This is a genomic window from Streptomyces sp. NPDC050564 (assembly GCF_044457265.1).
Lineage (GTDB): Bacteria > Actinomycetota > Actinomycetes > Streptomycetales > Streptomycetaceae > Streptomyces.
Genome location: NZ_JBITGS010000020.1, coordinates 168,922 through 185,665, shown reverse-complemented (window position 1 = coordinate 185,665; position 16,744 = coordinate 168,922). Strand labels below are relative to the sequence as shown.

Here is a 16,744-nt window from a genome sequence, read left to right as displayed (position 1 = left end):
ACCAGGGCGCCGACGGGCCCCGTGACGACAACCGCGCCCTCCGGCCGGGCTCACGCTTCCCCCCGCTGTCAGTCGACCTGTTGCTCGGCGGGCCGCATCCCGGCGGTCCACTTCTCCTCGATACGGCCGAGCTTGCACACGGCCAGGGCAGCAGCCCATGTGGCGAAGAACAGGCCGACGATGACGAAGCCGACGGTGTTCAGGTCCAGGCCGCTGATCCAGTCCCAGAACGCGCCGTGCAGGCCGGCCTTGTCGACGAGCAGGCCCAGCAGCTCGGCAGTGCCGATGGGCGACGGCGACGGACAGGCCGGTGATGGTGAGGTTGTAGTAGACCTTCCGTACCGGCTTGGGAAAGGCCCAGGCGTAGGCGAAGTTCATGAAAGAACCGTCGATGGTGTCCAGCAGGCTCATGCCGGCCGCGAAAAGGACCGGCAGGCAGAGGATGGCGTACCAGGGCAGGCCGGAGGCGGCTCCGGAGCCGGCCAGCACCAGCAGGGCGACCTCGGTGGCGGTGTCGAAGCTGAGACCGAACAGCAGGCCGAGTGGATACATCTGCCACGGCTTGGTGATCGACTTCATCACACGTCCCAGCAGGCGGTTGATGAGGCCGCGGTTGTTGAGCTGCTGCTCCAGCGCGGCCTCGTCGAAGTGGCCGGACCGCATCTGCCGGAACACCTTCCCGATGCCGACAAGGATGACGATGTTGATGATGGCGATGAGGTAGAGGAACGTCCTGGAGACGGTCGTGCCGATCAGCTCGGTGACGTGGTGCAACTCGGAGTTGTCCTCGCGGACCGGTGTGGCAAGGGATTTGACGCCCAGGGAGAGCAGCAGGGCCAGCACGAACACGACGCTGGAGTGCCCCAAGAAGAACCAGAAGCCGACCGACAGGGGACGTCGGCCTTCGTCCATGAGCTTACGGGTGGTGTTGTCGATCGCGGCGATGTGGTCGGCGTCGAACGCGTGCCGTATGCCCAGGGTGTAGGCGCTCACCCCGATGCCGATCCCGAAGCCCTGGGTACCCAGGCTGTAGTGCTCGGGGGCCACGATCGCCACCAGCGTGAACCATCCGATGACATGGAGCGCGACGATGAAGGCGGCCATCCCGGCTGCGCGGCCCCACTCGGCGCGGCTCATCGAGCCGGAGATGCGTCGCCATCGGGAGCGGAGGCCGCCGGTGGCCGTGGGCGCGGCTGTCATGTGCGGTCTTCCCTCACTTCAAAGAACGTGATCAAGGTGAACGGATCTCGCCGCGCGGCAGCCGTTCTCACCTCGTTGCCGGCCGCGGCTCTCGTCGGTGCTGCTGCCCACTCCGACGAGCAGACCCGTGAGGCCCGCCCAGGGGGGCCTCACGGCCGAACGAAGCCGGCCCGGACGTTTCACGCGCTGTACGGTATCACCCGTTCCGTACGCTGTATGGAATGTCGGCGGAGGCAGGCAGGAGGGTGCCGCTCAGCCCCTCCTGCCTGCCTCCTGGGTGCGGTCAGGAGTCGCTGATCGCGAGATCAGCGTCCGCCTTCCCTGCCGCGGGCGGTTGTCACGGCGACGTGCACGGTCTGAGCCCACCCGTGCCGACGGCGCGTGTATTACCGGTTGTCGCCGCCTTGGTCATTGTCGGACCGGTTCGAGTCGCGGTCATACCGGTCCCAGTTGTGGTCGTACCGGTCCCAGTCGCGGTCGTACCGGTTCGAGTCGTGGTCGTGCCGGTCCCAGTCGTAGCGGTGGTTGCGGTCGTGCTTCCAGCAGCGGTCCTCGTCGTCCCAGTAGTAGTAGAAGTGGCCGCGGCGGTCGTACCGGTCGGAGGTGGTGTAGTGGTCGCCGTACTGTCGCCCGCGGTGTCCGTCCCAGCGGTAGCCCTCCTCGGAGTTGTGCCGGTAGGTGACACCGCGGTCACCGCGGTAGTCGTCGGCCCTGACGCTGACGGCCGGGCGCTGCACGTGCGCAGACTCGGGAACCGCGGCCGATGCGGTGCCCCCGGCGCCGAGAACGGCGCCACCCGCGACCGCGGCGGAGGCGGCAGCGAGAGAAATGCGCTTCGTGAGCTTCCTCATGGTTATCTCCTTCGTATTGGCGTCGTCCGCAAACCCAGCGATTGCTGTGCAGGTGATGCGGTGCGCCCCATCTATGTCGAAGCCGTATCGGCGAGTTCACCCCTCGTGAGGGCACAGCCGACGACCGTCAGTCGAAATGGAGGCCGTCGATCCGGCGGCTCTCCGCTGAGTTCCATACGCTGTATGGAAGTACAGTGATATCAGAGAATGTCCGAAAATGTCGAATGCAAGGGTCCGCAGCGCTGAGGTTCAGCTCACCAGTTCTGGTCGCGGCCTGGGTGCGCCGGCCTGCTGAGCAGCCAAGACGTGGCTTGCGGCGGACCGAGACTCCGCTGCGCAATTCCGGGGGGTGGGGTGAGCGGGCCGTGGGTGCGGGAAGATCGTCTGCGCGGCCGGGGAACCTGGTGCTCGTCCTCAACGTGCTCCCTGCCTCGGCCCCTACGGCCCTGTTCTCCGACGTGATCACCCACCGTTTCCGCGTCCGGCCGATCACGTCCGTGAGCGAGGGCGCCGCTGCGGCGTTCAATGTCGGCGAGGACGAGTACGTCTTCGACTTCACCTTCGACGCCCCCCAGAAGGTCGGCTGGACGGGCAACCTGGTGCAGGCGGGCACGTGGCAGGCGCCCGGCGGCCGGAAAGTCTCCTTCCAGGTCGGCAACGAGGTGCCCACCGAGGCCGAGGGACTGAAGATCTTCGCCGGGTCGCGGCTCGACCCGTTCTTCATCGACTTCGTGGGCGTGATCGCCACCGAGGCGACGGGGAAGCTGGCCTTCAGGTCTGATGCCAGCAACGTTCTGGAAGGCCTGAACGCGCTGAGCATCGTGCTCGAAATCGACGCCGCGGTGCTCGGCCCGTCCGCCGGCTCGCTGGTGGCGGTCGTCGGCGAGACCCTGACTTCCGGTGGTGGACGCCCGGTCCGGCTGGAGCGCATGGGCCGGCCGGAGATCAAGAACGTGGTCATGTCGCCCAGGAAGTTCGACACCGTCAACAGCGATCTGGAGATCCGCGACCTCTTCAACGAAGAGGACGCCTTCAGTGTGCGGCGCGACTATGCGAGCACCTACCGCGCACGGCTCAATGCCAACCTGGCCTTCTACGACGGCCTGGACGACAAGACCGCCTGGCCGCTGGACGAGCAGGGTGCTCACCCGCTGACCGAACTGCTGCTGGCGGACTTCCTCGTAGTCGACCTGTCCAAGCCCTTCTCAGAGGGCGGCTGTTTCGAGATCGAGACCGCCCTGCTCGCCGGCCGCCCGCACACGACCTGCGGTGGCCGGTCGCTCAACGACGACATCGTGGACACCCTCTACACGCTGCTGGTGGGCGGCATCGACGGCGAGCGCATCAGTGACGGCGTCGACCAGCCCACTCAGCTGGCCACCGACACCTTCCCCCACCTGAACGCTCCCAACCCGGCGCCGCCGGACCTGGGTGCCCGCCTGGCCGCACAGATGCCTCCCCGCGAGGAAGCGGCATGACCGGGGCGTCTCCCCAGGAGTGGGAGCCGGTCACGACGAACGGCACCATCGCCGTAACGAATCTGCACGGGCAGATCGACGGCCTGGCCGTACGGCTCAGCCGTGCGGGTACCGGGGGGACGCCGGGGGCTCCGTTGGCGGTGGCGCAAGGGGCGGCCCTGATCGACCTCCTCAACCTCCGAGGCCACATCCTGGGCCGCGTCGCCGACTACGAGCAGGCCGCGGACCTCGCTGAGCGGCTGGTGCACGGCGCACCCGAGGACGGCACGGCCCTGCTCGCCCGCGCCAGGACGCGGGCGACCCTGCACCGCTTCGCCGAGGCCGTTGCCGACCTCGGCGCGGCGGGCCGGAACGGCGGGGACGAGGCCACAGTGGACGCGGAACGAGCCGTCGTCCTGCAGGCCCTCGGCTGCCACGCGGATGCCATGGCCCTGATCCGCAAAGCGGCGCAGCGGCAGAGCGACTTCACGACGCTCGGCGCGCTCGCCGTACTCCAGGCCGAACGCGGGGAGGTCACCGAGGCGGAGCGGCTGTTCGGCGAGGCGCGGCGCCACTATCAGGGGACGTCGCCGTTTCCGCTCGCCCAGTTGGATTTCCGACGCGGTGTGATGTGGCACCGCGAGGGCGATCTCGATGCGGCCCGCTCGTGCTACGAGGCCGCCCGGCGCCGGGTGCCCGACTACACGCCGGCACTGGGCCACCTGGCCGAGGTCGAGCTGTTGCGCGAAGACCCTCAGGCCGCCGTCGCCCTCCTGCGTCCCCTCACCTGGGCCAGCGACGACCCCGAGTACGCCGGCCACCTCGCGGCCGCGTTGCACGCATGCGACAGGTTCCAGGAGGCGAACCAGTGGCGCGAGCGCGCGGCAGCCGGCTACGACGAACTCGTGCTGCGTCACCCGGAGGCTTACGCCGACCACGCGGCCGACTTCTGGCTCACCGTGGGGGCCGATGCCGAGCGGGGGCTCCAACTGGCGCTGCAGAACCTCGCATTCCGCCAGACATCCCGAGCCCATGCCCTGTTCCAGCGCGCTGTCCTCGCGCAGAACCGCGTTGCCCAGGCTGCCCCCATAGCCGTCGAGCGGCAATGCCGGCGATATGGGGCACCGACGGGGTCGGCCGGACGGATCGGCATGCCGTTCGGCCGACCCCGCACCAGCCCGGCAGGGCAAACGTGGCCCGGCCTCTCACTGGCTGATGCCCCCGTCCCGCCCCCAGCTCTCTGTGGTCCCACGGACCGCTACAGCCCTCCGAACCCGCAACCACTACTCGAGAAAGATCACAACGATGGACACCATGCTGGCAGGACGCGTCCACCTGGACACGAAGAAGTTCGTCATGGAGGAGATCCCCGTACCCGGGCCGGCCGAAGTACTGATCGAAGTGAAGGCGGCGGGCGTGTGCCTCTCCGACCTCCACCTCATCGACGGAAGCATCACGCCGCTGCACCTGAACTCCAACGTGCTCACCCTCGGGCACGAGCTCTCCGGTGTCATCCATTCCCTGGGACCCGGCCTCAAGCGGGACCTGGCCATCGGCACACGGGTCGCCCTGCAGGCGGGACGGCCCTGCGGTGAGTGCGCCCGCTGTGTCAGCGGCGGCACGTGCGTATCGTTCCGCGGCCGCGGCGTCGACTACGACGGTGGCTGGTCCCAGTACACGATCGCCCGTGAGGACACCGTCGTCCCCATCCCCGACACACTTCCCTTCGACCAGGCGGCGATCATCCCGGACGCCGTTTCCACCTCGTAGGCCGCCCTGGTCGAGACCGTGCAGGTGCGTTCCGCCCAGGCCGTGGGCATCTGGGGAGTCGGCGGGGTGGGCGCCCATGCCGTCCGGCTGGCCTGCATGATGGGTGCCACACCGATCATCGCCGTCGACCCGCTGCCCAATGCGCGTGCGCGAGCCCTCGCGTTCGGCGCCGATATCGCGCTCGACCCGTCCGACCCCGGTTTCGTCGAAGCCGTGCTGCGGGCCACCGACGGCCGGGGCCTGGACTACGCCTTCGACTTCGCGGGCGTTCCCCGGGTCCGGGAGCAGGCGTCGCCTCTCCTCGGTGACCACGGTGCGCTCGTCCTGGTGGGTATCACCACCGAGCCGTTGAAGATCTCGGAGAAGATGACCTTCAACCTGATGAACAAGAAGGTGTTCGGACACTACGGATCCTCGTTCGATCACGTCTACGAGCTGATCCGGTTGGCCGGCAGCGGCCGTCTCGACCTGGCCCCGTCCATCACCGACCACATCTCCCTGGCCGACGCCCCCGAAGCGATCCACCGCCTGGAGAACAAGATCGGCGATCCGATCCGCCTCATCCTCGTTCCCTGATGAGTCGACCGAGCGCGATGGGCCGCCCCGGCGACGGAGTCGGCCCATAGCGCGACCAACACCCGCAACCGCCGCCCCGGAGAAGCAGACCGACATGCGCGACTTACGCAACGCCACCGCATCCAGTGACAGCAGCAATCCGACAGACCTGTCGGCAGCCACGGTGCGCACCCGCGTGACGGTCCCGCTGCGCTTCGGCGACGGCGATACGGTGACCGCCGACCTCGCCACCTTCCGCCACCTCGCCGACGGGCAGGGACACGTGGCCGTCATCCTCGGCGAACCCGCCGCCGGCCGGCCCCCGCTGGTGCGCCTGCACTCCGAGTGTCTGACCGGCGACGTCTTCGGCTCGGCCCGCTGCGACTGCGGCCCCCAGCCGCGCGAGGCGGTCGAGCGCATCGCCGACCGCGGAGGCGTCCTGCTCTACCTCCGCCAGGAGGGACGCGGCATCGGCCTCTACAACAAGCTCGACGCCTACGCCCTCCAGGACCAGGGCCTCGACACCTACGAGGCCAACGCGGCCCTCGGCCTCCCCGAGGACGCCCGCGACTACACCGCCGCCGCGCAGATGCTCGCCGCCCTCGGTGTCTTCGAGCTGGACCTGCTGTCCAACAACCCGGACAAGGCGGCCCAGCTGCGCACCCTGGGCCTTACGGTGACCCAGCACGTTCCCACGGGCGTCTTCACCACGGCCCACAACGTCCGCTACCTCCGAACCAAGGTGGTCCGCACCCAGCACACACTGCCGCTGACGGAACTGACGGCGGGCTGACGGCCGATGCCCATCGGCTCATGGCCCAGCCCTGTCGTCGACGCGATGCCGCGCGTGACCAGGCGGATGTGCCGCGTCGCCGAGCAGGAAGACGCGTCCCCGGCGCCAGCGGCCGATGCGAACCCGGAAGCTGTAGGAGCAAGCGATCGCCAAGTTCTCGACCTGCCGGTGACCACGTGATGGGCCGGGTATTTCGTAACGGCCGCCCTCGGGTTCCGGCGCCGCGTCGCCGTTATCACGAGTGACAGGTGAGCCTCTCCCTTACGAAAGCACCCTTCGACTTTCCGTACAACGTATGGTATCACTGAGGAAGAGTTCCGTACGACGTATGGAACCTCGGGATATCAACGCATCGGCACCTCTCTCGCGTCCGGTGACGCAGTGCAGAGCCGGCCGACGCGCAGGAAGCAGCGCGGCACGCGCTGCTTCATTGGAACCCTGCCCCCGCCAATTGCATCAGTGACCTGATCGCCCGCTGCACTGGCGGAGCGCTCTGAGCCGAAGGAAAAACCTGTGAGTAACCTCGCGAAGCGCATGTCTGTCGCCATCGCCTCCCTGGCGGTGGCCGGCGGAGCCGTTCTTGGTGCCGGGAGTACTGCGTCGGCTGCGACGGCGACGCCCGAACGCGCCCAGCTTCCCGCCGTCAGCGTCGGGACCAACGACCACCGCTGGGGCGGCGGCGACCGTAACGACCGCTGGGGCGCCGACCACGAGCACGGCCGGCGTCACGGCGGGGACCGTGACGAGGAAAGCCGGTACAGCGACGACGCCTACGGCACCAGTCGCTGACACGAAGGTCGCCTTCGTCCGGCAACTGATGTTGGTGGCATCCCGCACTGGTCGTCCTAGTACCGCTTCCGCTTCTCTGTCCGGGCCTCGCTTGTTCCGACGACAGAACTTTCCGATGGCCCTTCCCGTATGACTCGGCACCAAGAGTGAGAGCAATGAAGTCGTTGAAAACCTTGATTCGGGGGCTATCTGTACAGCTGGTCGTCTCGCATGAGATGTCCTTTCCCATGAGCATGAGGCTGCAGTACGAGCCCGGCGATCCCTATGCTGTCCGCGCCGCATTCGGCGTTGTCGGCAGCGACGAGACGGTGGAATGGATCATTGGGCGAGATCTTATGGCCGATGGTCTGGAGGGCCCCGCCGGCGAGGGGGATATACGCGTATGGCCCGCCGAGGAGCAGGACGTCAGCGACTTGTACATCCTTCTCAATCCGCCAGATGGCACGGCCTTGTTCAAAGCCCCGGCGCGGGAAATCAAGAAGTTCCTGCAGGAAACGGAGGCTCTGGTGCCCAAGGGAGCCGAGCCCGGGCGCATCGACTTGCTCGCTCTGCTGGCGCACCTCATCGCCGAAGGATGAAGGAACCCAGCTACTCCGCACCGAGTGGGTGGGCCGCTCGAGGGCCCCGCGTCACCGAGTTCTGTTCGCGTGCGCACCCCGGGGCTGGCACACTAAATTTGTGCTTCCGTTGATGGCCGCTGCAGTTCAGGATGGGTTTCCATCGATTCCTGGCGCCGGCGTTGTGTCGGTCTGCGCGTTGCTCTTCACTGTCGCATCCTTCTGGTGGATCAATGCCAGGCAAGGGCACCTGAAGTCCTGGGAGCCTCATTCCTTTGCCGCGATTGCCCACTGCTCCATGGCTCGCCTGAGGCTTCCGCTCGTCCTTCACAACACCGGTGCCAAGCCGATAGTCGTGCAAGATCTCAGGTTGAGCTTCCCTGATGAGCCCGCCTCCCATCTGCCATTCCTGTGGATGTCTTCACCGTCCCGTCTCCAACCCGGGCCCGAGGACGAGCCGAAGTTGCCGGCCGGATTCGCCGTGGCCGGCAGAGAAGCGCAGCAACTCCTCATCGAGTTCGAGGCGCCGTTTTCCGGATTCGTTCCGGAGCCCCGTAATTACAAAGTCCAGCTCCAGGCGAGGGTCGGCCACCGCAAGGGGTGGCGCACCCTTCTGACGTTCACCTTGAGGGCCGCCAACATCATTGATCTCGACCGGTACGCCGTCTACAGCAACGCACCTCATGAACTGACGAGAGAGGAGAGGCAGAAGGCAGACGCCGCGCTCCTGGAGCTGCTGGATGAGCAAGAGAACCTCTCTGCTCCGGGCGAGAGGAAGCAGCGGGACTCTTCGAATGACGAGGGCGACACCGGCACGAATCGCTAGAGCGGGAAGACGGTCCCGGGCTTCGCCGTGGCGAGTGTGCCGACGCCCCGCCCGCTAGACCATGGTCCGGCCGTCACGGGAGCGTTCGGCGACCGCGGCGTGAGTGACCGCCCCAGGAGGCCCGCGCCCAGGAGCTCTGCCGCGGCCGCCCCGCTGCGACGGGGGTCCACCTTGGCCTGGCCCAGCCGACACCTGCTCCCGAGGGCGGGCCGCGCGGCACCAAGTGTGCAGCGTGTCCGCGATGTTCAGCATGGGCGGGATCTCCAGAAGGGACAGCCTGGGCAGCCGTGTGGTGTGCACCGCTGCCCGGGGCCCGGCTCAGAGTAGGGACTCGGCGGTGATGGGCAGGTCGCGCACCCCTCTGCCGGTCGCGTGGAAGACCGCGTTGGCGATGGCGGGTGCCACGCCGACCAGGACGACCTCGCCGAGGCCCTTGACGCCGAGCGGGTCGGCCTCGTCGTCCCGGCCGTCGACGTAGATCGCCTTCAGGTCGGGGACGTCGGCGTTGACCGGGATGAGGTAGTCGGCCAGGTTGGCGTTGACTATCCGGACGTCGCGATGGTCGGTGACCGTGTGTTCCAGCAGGGCCATGCCGATGCCGCCGGTCATGGCGCCGATGGCCTGGCTGTCCGCCAGCTTGGGGCTGATGATCCGGCCCGCGTCGACGACGCCGAGGATCCGCCGCACCCGGACCAGGCCCAGGCGGGCGTCCACGGCGACCTCGGCGAACACCGCGCCGTAGGCATACATCGAGGACGGGGACTGGCCAGGGGGTCCAGGAGCCCATCGCCTCCAGGTAATCCCGCTTGGTTGCGGGTCAGGAGCTGCCGGTACGTCTCCCCGCGCGCGGTGTTGTCCTTCACGTGCAGCCGGCCGCCCCGTACGACGATGTCCCCGGCGTCGACGCCGTACAGCGGCGAGTCCTCGTCCTCGACGGTGAGTTTGATCGCCTGCTGGCGCAGCTTGTCGCAGCCGTCCTGGACGGTGGAGCCGACGCTGGCCATGGTCAGGGAGCCGCCGTGGAGCGGGGCCGTGGGCATGTTCGTGTCGCCGAGCCGGAAGGTGACGCTGCGGACCGCGAGGCGCAGGGCGTCGGCGGCGACCTGGGTCATGGAGGTGTAGGTGCCGGGGCCCATATCGCTGGTCGAGGACTCGACCAGGGCGGTGCCGTCGGCGTCCAGCCGCACCGAGGCCTGGCCCGGGGCCCGCAGAGTGTCGTAGACGGCCGTCGCCATGCCGGTGCCGACCAGCCAGTCGCCGTCGCGGGTGGAGCGGGGCTTCGGGTTGCGGCGGCTCCAGCCGAACTCGCGGGCGCCGACCGTGTAGCACTCGCGCAGCCGCCGGGTGGAGAACGGCCGCCCGCTGGACTGGTCGTTCTCGGGTTCGTTGCGCAGCCGCAGCTCGATGGGGTCGATGCCGAGCTCGTGGGCGAGCTCGTCCATCGCGCTTTCGATGGGGAAGGCCGCGCTGGAATACCCCGGCCCGCGCATCGGGGTGGGGGTGTTCACGTCCAGCGGCACCGACCGGAGCGTCTGGGCGACGTTGGGGGTGGTGTAGAGCATCTGCCCCGGGGCGAGAACGCCGCGCTCCGCAAACGTCTCGTAGCGCGACGTCTCGGCGCGCAGGTCGTGGGTCATCCGCGCAGGTCGTGGGTCATCGCCGTCAGCCGTCCGCGCCGGTCACTGCCGAGGCGCACCTTGTACTCGTACGACGGCCGGTATCCCACCCCGAAGTAGTGCTGCCTGCGCGTCAGGACGAGCTTGACCGGACGGCCCGCCTCGCGGGCGGCGAGGGCCGCGATGGTGATGTGCGGCCAGGCCCTCGCGGCGTTGCCGAACGCGCCGGCGACGAACGGTGAGATGACGCGGATGTTCTCCGCCGGGATGCCGAAGTTGGCGGCGAGTTCGTCCCGCGGGCTCTGCACCCACTGGGTCTTGTCCCACAGCGTGAGCCGCTCGCCTTCCCAGCGGGCGACGGTGGCGTGGAGCTCCATCGCGTTGTGGTGATTGCGGGCCGGCCGGTACGCCATCTCCAGCCGTACGGCGGCGTTGCGCAGGGCCGCCTCCGCGTCGCCGCGGGCGTAGGTCACGGGGTCACCCGCCGCGGGGGCCTCGCTCAGGTCGATGGCGGGCCGTTCGGCGTCGTAGTCGATCTTCACCAGGCTCGCGGCGTGCTGGGCGGCCTCCAGGGTGGTGGCCACGACGACGGCGACAGGCTGGCCGTGGAAGCGGACCTGGTCGTCCTGGAAGACGCGCAGCCGCTCACCCGGAAGGTTGAGCGACCCGGCGTTCGGCCCGTAGGGCAGCTTCGGGGCGTTGCGGTGGTGGATCACCTTCAGGACGCCCGGCTGGGCCTCGGCGGCACGGGTGTCGATGCCGGTGATACGGCCCCGGCCGATGCTGCTGTCGACCACGACAGCGTGCACGACTGCCTTGGGTTCGTGATCGGCGGCATATTTCGCCTGACCAGTGACCTTCAGGCGCCCGTCCACCCGGGAGAGCGGTGCGCCGACGGCTGCCTGCGGCTGGGGGCTCATCGGCTTCCTCCTACGATGCGCAGCTGGCGTTCGACGGTGCGTTTGAGCAGCTCGACCCTGAACCGGTTGTGCTGAAGCGGGCGGGCGCCGGCCGTCGCGTGTTCTGCGGCCTCGGCCCAGAGCCGGCCGGGAGGAGATCCGTGCCGGGGGCGAACGGCTGCAGGCGCAGTGGGACTTCTTCGTGCAGAACACGCATCCGGGCATGATGCAGATCGACGGCGACACCGCGACCGGCCGCGCCCACATGCAGGAGATCGCGCGTACGCGGGACGGCCGCCAGGGACTCAACTACGCCATCTACCACGACCGCTACCGGCGTACCCCGGACGGCTGGAGGTTCACCGAGCGGGTCTACGAGGTCAGGTACCTCGACACCACCCCGCTGGCGGACTCGCCGCCGCGCGCGGAGGGTGCGCCTGACGACCCGCCGGCCGGGGACCTCCGCGCCCCGCGACCTGGCACACCCAACGCAGCCCAGGAGGCATGATGACCATCTCGGCTTCGGCGACACCGTTCACCGATCCGGCGCCCGGCACCGCTTGGAGCAGGCGGCCACCGCGCTGGCGGCACACAACTTCACCGTCGAGATCCTCGATGATGGCGCCGCCGCGCGTACCCGTGTCAAGGAACTGATACCGGAGAACGCCAGCGTGTTCACCGCGGCCAGCGAGACTCTCCGGCTGTCCGGCATCGACGACGACATCAACACCAGCGGCCGGTACCGGGCCGTCAAGCCCCGCGCGCTGGCCATGGACCGGGCCACCGAGGCCGACGACATCCGGCGGCTGGTCGCCGGCCCCGACGTCGTCGTGGGTAGCGTCGCTGCGCTCACCGAGACCGGCTCCCTCGTGGTCGCCTCGGCCGGCGGAAGCCAGTTGCCCGCGTACGCCGGCGGCGCCGGTCGCGCGATCTGGATCGTCGGGGCGCAGAAGGTGGTGCCCGACCTGAGCACCGCGCTGCGCCGCCTCGACGAACACGCCCTCCCGCTGGAATCCGGCCGCGCCCAGATGGCGTACGGGCAGCCCAGCGCCATCAACCAGCTCCTGGTCCTCAACGCGGAAACCCGTCTCGGCCAGGGCATCGTTCTGCTGCTCCGCGAGGCCATCGGGTTCTGAGCTTGACGTTTGACGTCGCGGGTCACTCGACCTGCCCGGGATCCGGGTGCATGCGACGCGGCCGTTCTCCACGCTTCGAGATGCTGAGTAACAAAGTGCGAGGAACGGCCGCCGCCTTCCGGAGACGCTCACCTGACGCAGGGTACGTACCGTCGAAGGCGGCCGCAGTCAGCTCCCACGACTTCGGGCGCCTCAGCTTCCAGCCGTGCAGTCGCCGGCGCCCGTCCTGTGCGGGTCGCAGTCGGGGCAGGCGAGGCTGTCGGCGGCATGCGGCCCCTGGGCGGACCCGGTGACGGTTGGAACGGCCGCGTCCTCGCATCACATACGTCTGCCGCGGTGTCCACTCCGTCGGTACTGCGGCGAACGTGGCCCCGTGGTCGAGGGCGTACAACAGCGCGGTGCCCCGCGGGCCGCGCGTCGCGGCCTCGAGCGGCGGTACGGCGATGAGCATGTAGCTCACCGGTTCGCGGCCCCTGACGATCACTTCGGCGAGCACGTCGATTGCCACCGCGATCAGCGGCAGCCACCACGCCCACCCCCGGCGCGGGGATGGGGGCCGCAGCTCGACACGAAGGCTTCCGCAGGACACGGCGCGCGCCCTAGCTTCCGTGCCCGCCGGGACCGGTTACGGAGCGGGCGGTGCCACCGCCCGAAGCGCCGCCCGTCGCCTCGGCCGCCGCGCGGCCGCCCGCGCCGGGCAGGCCGGCCTCGACGCGGGAGAGCTGGGCGGTCAGGCTGGCCAGCCACACCTCGAAGTCGACCAGCGTCGGCAGCGGCGGTGTGGGCGGCCGCGAGGGTTCTGGCCGCATTCCGTCCGGCGGCGGCCGCTCCCCGGTGCACAGGGCCGCGAGCCGATCGGTGGTTCCGGCCACCGCCCGGGCATCGGCCCGGGCCCGTTCCGCGGCGTCCGGAGACAGGGCACGCGTGGGCATGTCGAAGCGGGGCAGCCACTGGGCCCCGAGCAGGATCTGTCGGGCGGCGATGAGCAGGCCGTGCCAGTCGGCGCCGGTGGAGGCGCCAGTGGCCGGTTCACTGCGGAACTGGTCGTAGGCGGACTCGGCCAGGCGCAGCCGGTGCAGAGCGGGGAACGTCGGCGGGGCAGGTGCGGAGCCCGGCGGCACCGCCGTCAGCACCGCGGCGGTGCCCTTGATCAGCGGCCCGCACTCGCGCAGCAGCCCCGCCATGGTCCTGCGCACCTCCCGGCGGGCACCGGTCGGCCAGGCGAGCATCGCGCACAGCAGACCGATGGCGCTGCCGGTCACCACATCCACGATCCGCGCCTCGGCCAGCCGCCAGGTGGCCGGCGCGATCTGGGCGAACGCGGTGGCCACCACGAGCGTGAACAACCCTTGCGCCCAGGCGATGCCGAGCAGCGGCCCGAGCGCGAAGGCAACCAGCATGCCCGGTGCGAGGATCGCGGCGTAGGCGTCGGTGTGCTGTCCTACGCCGATGAGCAGGGCGCCCGCCGCGACGGCGCCCACGAGATTGCCGGCCACCGCTTGGCGAATGGCCGCCCAGGTCTCCCCGACGGTGGTCCTGCACAGCGTGAGCACCGCCAGCAACACCCAGAACCCGTGGGTGAGGTCGAGCGAACCGGCGACCAGCCGTGCCGCGCCGAGGGCCAGTGCGATCCGGACGGCGTTGTGGAACTGCACCGAGTGGAGCGTCATGTTGCCGACGATCCGGCGCAGCCACAGCTGGAACGTGCTCGCCTCCGTGTACCAGAACAGCTCGCGTGGCTCGATCGGCGGGGTGCGTCGCCCATCGAGGCCGACCCGTACGGAGATCTCCAGGATGCGCACCGATTCGGCGACGGCCAGCAGCGCGGCTTGGCGGCGCAGCACTGTCACCGACGCCGGTACCTCGCCGGCCGGCTCCGCCGCCTCCCGCACGCGCATTTCCTGGAAGGCGCCGATCGCCGCGTCCATGTGCTGCGGGCCCGTGGTGGCTCGGCCCGCCCGCAGGGCCGCGGCACTGTCGTCGCACAGGGACGTCACCTGCGGCAGCAGCCACTGGGATGCCGGGTCGGTAGCGGCGCCACCCCTTACGTCCGCCTGGCAGCCCTCCCGTATGTCGGCCCGGCCGCCGTTGCGGAGGAGGTCGCGCAGTTGTTCCGTCTCGGTCAGATGGGCCAGTTGCTCGAGCAGCCGGCGGGCCCCGGAACCCGCCTGGGAAAGACCGCGGGTCGCACGGCCAGGGCCCGCGGGGCGTTCCGCGGGCGGGATCTTGGACAGCCGCAGCTGCGCGCCCGCGGCGCGCAGGGCCTCGGGCGAGAGGCTGGTGCGGCCGGCGAGGGTGTCGCCCGCGGTCGCCACGGCCTGCGCGAGGCTCCAACGGTACGTCTCGCCCGCGGGCTGCGGCAGGAGGAACAGCTCGCACAGCGCCAGCAGCACCACGCCCACGGTGAGCCCGGCCAGCCGCGCCCCCAGGGTCTGCGGTGCGTAGGGCGGGAAGCAGGCCAGGATGTAGAAGAGCTGGAGTCCCGGCGCCGCCCCGGCCGGCCGAGGCCCCGCGATGGCCGCGAAGGCCAGGAGGAAGCCGACGACGAGCATCCCTAGCACTGCCGCCCAGGTCCGCACCGCCAGCACGGTCCCCAGTGCCACCAGCACCAGGCCCACCGGCAGCGCCTTCAGCATCATCGCGGCCCGTTGCCGCCCGGACCCCGGGATCGAGGACAGGAGCCCCAGAGCGATGGGCGAGAACAGCGCGTACAGCGCCAGCACGGGCTCGCCGAGCCCGTACAGGAAGGTGTAGAACCCCGCGGACGCCGCCAGTGTCACCCGCACCGAGCGGTGCAGGATCTCGGCCCGCTCGGCCCCACCCTTCACGGTGGGCCCCCGTCGTGAGTCGCGCGCGAGCCGAGCGGCGGGACCTGGCCCAGGACCACGAGCCGGTGTCGTACGGCCATGACGACGACGGAAGCCGCCAGGATCACTGCCCCGCCCGAGCGCAGGATCGCGTCGTACGCCGCCTCCGGCGTCCGTTCAGGCGTCATCGCCGTGATCGCGGCCGCGGCCGCCGCCAGCGCGACGCCGCCCAGCGTGACCAAGAACGTCAGCAGGACGCCCGACGCCTCGCCGGCCCGTTCGGGTGCCACGACCTGTTGTGTGGCGACGCTGGCAAAGGTCCAGCCCAGCCCCAGGCCCAGCCCGCACCAGGCGAACACCACAACGTACAGCCACCAGGCCGCCACGTGACTGAGCATGATCATGCCCGTGCCGGCGATGGACCCGGCGAGTGCCATCACCACCGTCGGCCGCATGTGCGTTGACAGTCTCGCGCCGAGCGGCCCGCTCAGGGCCACGAGCACGGCGGGCGCCAGGAACACCCCGCCCGCCTGAAGCGGTGACAGCCCCCGCACCTGCTGCAGATACAGCGTCGAGACGAAGACGGTGACGGCGTAGCCCATGTTGGTGATGGAGCCCGTGCCCGTCACCAGGACATAGGGGATGTTGCGAAAGAGCCGGGCATCGATGAGCGGATGCCGGGCCTTGCGCTCCCGCAGCACGAACAGCCCGCCCGCCACCACGGCGATGGCCAGCAGAGTGAGCGTGCGGGCATGGTCCCAGCCCCAGGCGCTGCCCCGCTCCACGGCCAGGGTGAGCGCCGCCAAGGTGCACACGAGGGTCAGACATCCGGCCAGATCGATTTGGCGGGGAGCCGAGGGATCCCGGGAGTCGGGGACGCACACGTACGCCACGGTCAGCGCCAGCACACTCAAAGGGGCAAGCAGCCAGAAGATCCAGCGCCAGCCGGGCCCTTCGGTGAATCCGCCGCCGACGAAGGGTCCGAGGGCGGTCCCCACGTTGGCGATCCCGAAGGCGGCCCCCAGAGCACGCGCCCGGGTCGTGTCCGGGAAGACGTTGGTGATCACGGACACCGAGACCGGGAAAACGAAGCCCGCACCGATGCCCTGCACGATCCGTGCCCCCACCAGCGGCCACAGCTCCGGCGCGAGTGCGCAGCCGACCGAGCCGGCCGCGAACAGCGATGTCCCGGCAAGCAGGGAGCGCCTACGTCCGAAGACGTCGCCCACCCTGCCGCCCACGATGAAACAGCAGCCGATGGCGAGCATGTACGCGGACAGCGTCCACTGGGCGGCCGAGGCGGTGACACCGAACTCCTCGGCGATCCCCGGGACGGCCAGGTTCAGCGCGAAGAAGTCGAGCTGGATGCAGAACAGGGCCAGGGCGACCGCGATGAAGGCCCCCGTCCGCGCGGCCCGCGAAGACTCAGCGCGCATGAGCACGTTCCTCTCGGGCCGACCTGGCCGAGGCGTCGTGGGGCTGTACACG

The 16,744-nt window shown here is 69.8% G+C and carries 11 protein-coding genes and 4 pseudogenes; 8 read left to right on the top strand and 7 right to left on the bottom strand.

Annotation, left to right across the window (positions count from 1 at the left end):
• Positions 1-68 precede the first annotated feature (68 nt).
• Positions 69-1,200 (bottom strand): annotated as a pseudogene (locus tag ACIBK0_RS30075) (HoxN/HupN/NixA family nickel/cobalt transporter).
• Positions 1,201-1,586: 386 nt separating this feature from the next.
• Positions 1,587-2,051, bottom strand: a complete 465-nt coding sequence (locus ACIBK0_RS30070; protein WP_399086802.1) for a hypothetical protein — start codon at positions 2,049-2,051, stop codon at positions 1,587-1,589.
• Positions 2,052-2,455: 404 nt separating this feature from the next.
• On the opposite strand from ACIBK0_RS30070, the gene ACIBK0_RS30065 reads away from it, so the two are divergent.
• The gene (locus tag ACIBK0_RS30065; protein WP_399086798.1) at positions 2,456-3,529 is read left to right on the top strand and encodes a DUF4331 family protein; all 1,074 of its coding nucleotides are present in this window, start codon (positions 2,456-2,458) and stop codon (positions 3,527-3,529) included.
• Here the strand turns inward: ACIBK0_RS30065 and ACIBK0_RS30060 are convergent.
• Entirely contained in the window at positions 3,421-4,614 is a 1,194-nt protein-coding gene (locus tag ACIBK0_RS30060) for a hypothetical protein (protein ID WP_399086795.1), read from the bottom strand. The genes ACIBK0_RS30065 and ACIBK0_RS30060 overlap by 109 nt on opposite strands.
• A 199-nt stretch (positions 4,615-4,813) precedes the next feature.
• On the opposite strand from ACIBK0_RS30060, the pseudogene ACIBK0_RS30055 reads away from it, so the two are divergent.
• From ACIBK0_RS30055 to ACIBK0_RS30035, 5 genes and pseudogenes are all read left to right on the top strand, one after another.
• Positions 4,814-5,854, top strand: a pseudogene (locus tag ACIBK0_RS30055) (zinc-binding dehydrogenase).
• Between the two features lie 94 nt (positions 5,855-5,948).
• Positions 5,949-6,626 carry a GTP cyclohydrolase II gene (ribA, locus tag ACIBK0_RS30050; RefSeq protein WP_399086792.1) on the top strand — a complete coding sequence of 226 codons (678 nt, stop codon included), beginning with the start codon at positions 5,949-5,951 and terminating at the stop codon, positions 6,624-6,626.
• A gap of 513 nt (positions 6,627-7,139) precedes the next feature.
• A complete protein-coding gene (locus ACIBK0_RS30045; RefSeq protein WP_399086786.1) occupies positions 7,140-7,415 on the top strand; it encodes a hypothetical protein in 276 nt (91 codons plus the stop codon).
• A gap of 155 nt (positions 7,416-7,570) precedes the next feature.
• Positions 7,571-7,993 (top strand): SsgA family sporulation/cell division regulator, encoded by a 423-nt coding sequence (locus tag ACIBK0_RS30040; RefSeq protein ID WP_399086783.1) that lies wholly within the window; start codon positions 7,571-7,573, stop codon positions 7,991-7,993.
• A 112-nt stretch (positions 7,994-8,105) separates the two neighbouring features.
• Positions 8,106-8,798: a hypothetical protein gene (locus ACIBK0_RS30035; RefSeq protein ID WP_399086780.1), complete on the top strand. Its 693-nt coding sequence runs from the start codon at positions 8,106-8,108 to the stop codon at positions 8,796-8,798.
• Positions 8,799-9,116: 318 nt separating this feature from the next.
• Here ACIBK0_RS30035 and ACIBK0_RS30030 read toward each other — a convergent pair.
• Positions 9,117-11,334 (bottom strand): annotated as a pseudogene (locus ACIBK0_RS30030) (xanthine dehydrogenase family protein molybdopterin-binding subunit).
• A pseudogene (locus tag ACIBK0_RS30025) lies at positions 11,331-11,462 on the bottom strand (xanthine dehydrogenase family protein subunit M); the annotation flags it as partial. The pseudogenes ACIBK0_RS30030 and ACIBK0_RS30025, both read right to left, overlap by 4 nt.
• A 53-nt stretch (positions 11,463-11,515) precedes the next feature.
• On the opposite strand from ACIBK0_RS30025, the gene ACIBK0_RS30020 reads away from it, so the two are divergent.
• Positions 11,516-11,821, top strand: coding sequence for a nuclear transport factor 2 family protein (locus tag ACIBK0_RS30020; RefSeq protein WP_399086777.1), 306 nt, complete (start codon positions 11,516-11,518; stop codon positions 11,819-11,821).
• 52 nt (positions 11,822-11,873) lie between these two features.
• A complete protein-coding gene (locus ACIBK0_RS30015) occupies positions 11,874-12,449 on the top strand; it encodes an LUD domain-containing protein (protein ID WP_399086774.1) in 576 nt (191 codons plus the stop codon).
• Positions 12,450-13,048: 599 nt separating this feature from the next.
• Here ACIBK0_RS30015 and ACIBK0_RS30010 read toward each other — a convergent pair.
• Positions 13,049-15,277 (bottom strand): FUSC family protein, encoded by a 2,229-nt coding sequence (locus ACIBK0_RS30010; RefSeq protein WP_399086771.1) that lies wholly within the window; start codon positions 15,275-15,277, stop codon positions 13,049-13,051.
• A complete protein-coding gene (locus ACIBK0_RS30005) occupies positions 15,274-16,692 on the bottom strand; it encodes an MFS transporter (RefSeq protein WP_399086768.1) in 1,419 nt (472 codons plus the stop codon). Before ACIBK0_RS30005 ends, ACIBK0_RS30010 begins: the two co-directional genes overlap by 4 nt.
• Positions 16,693-16,744: the final 52 nt, after the last annotated feature.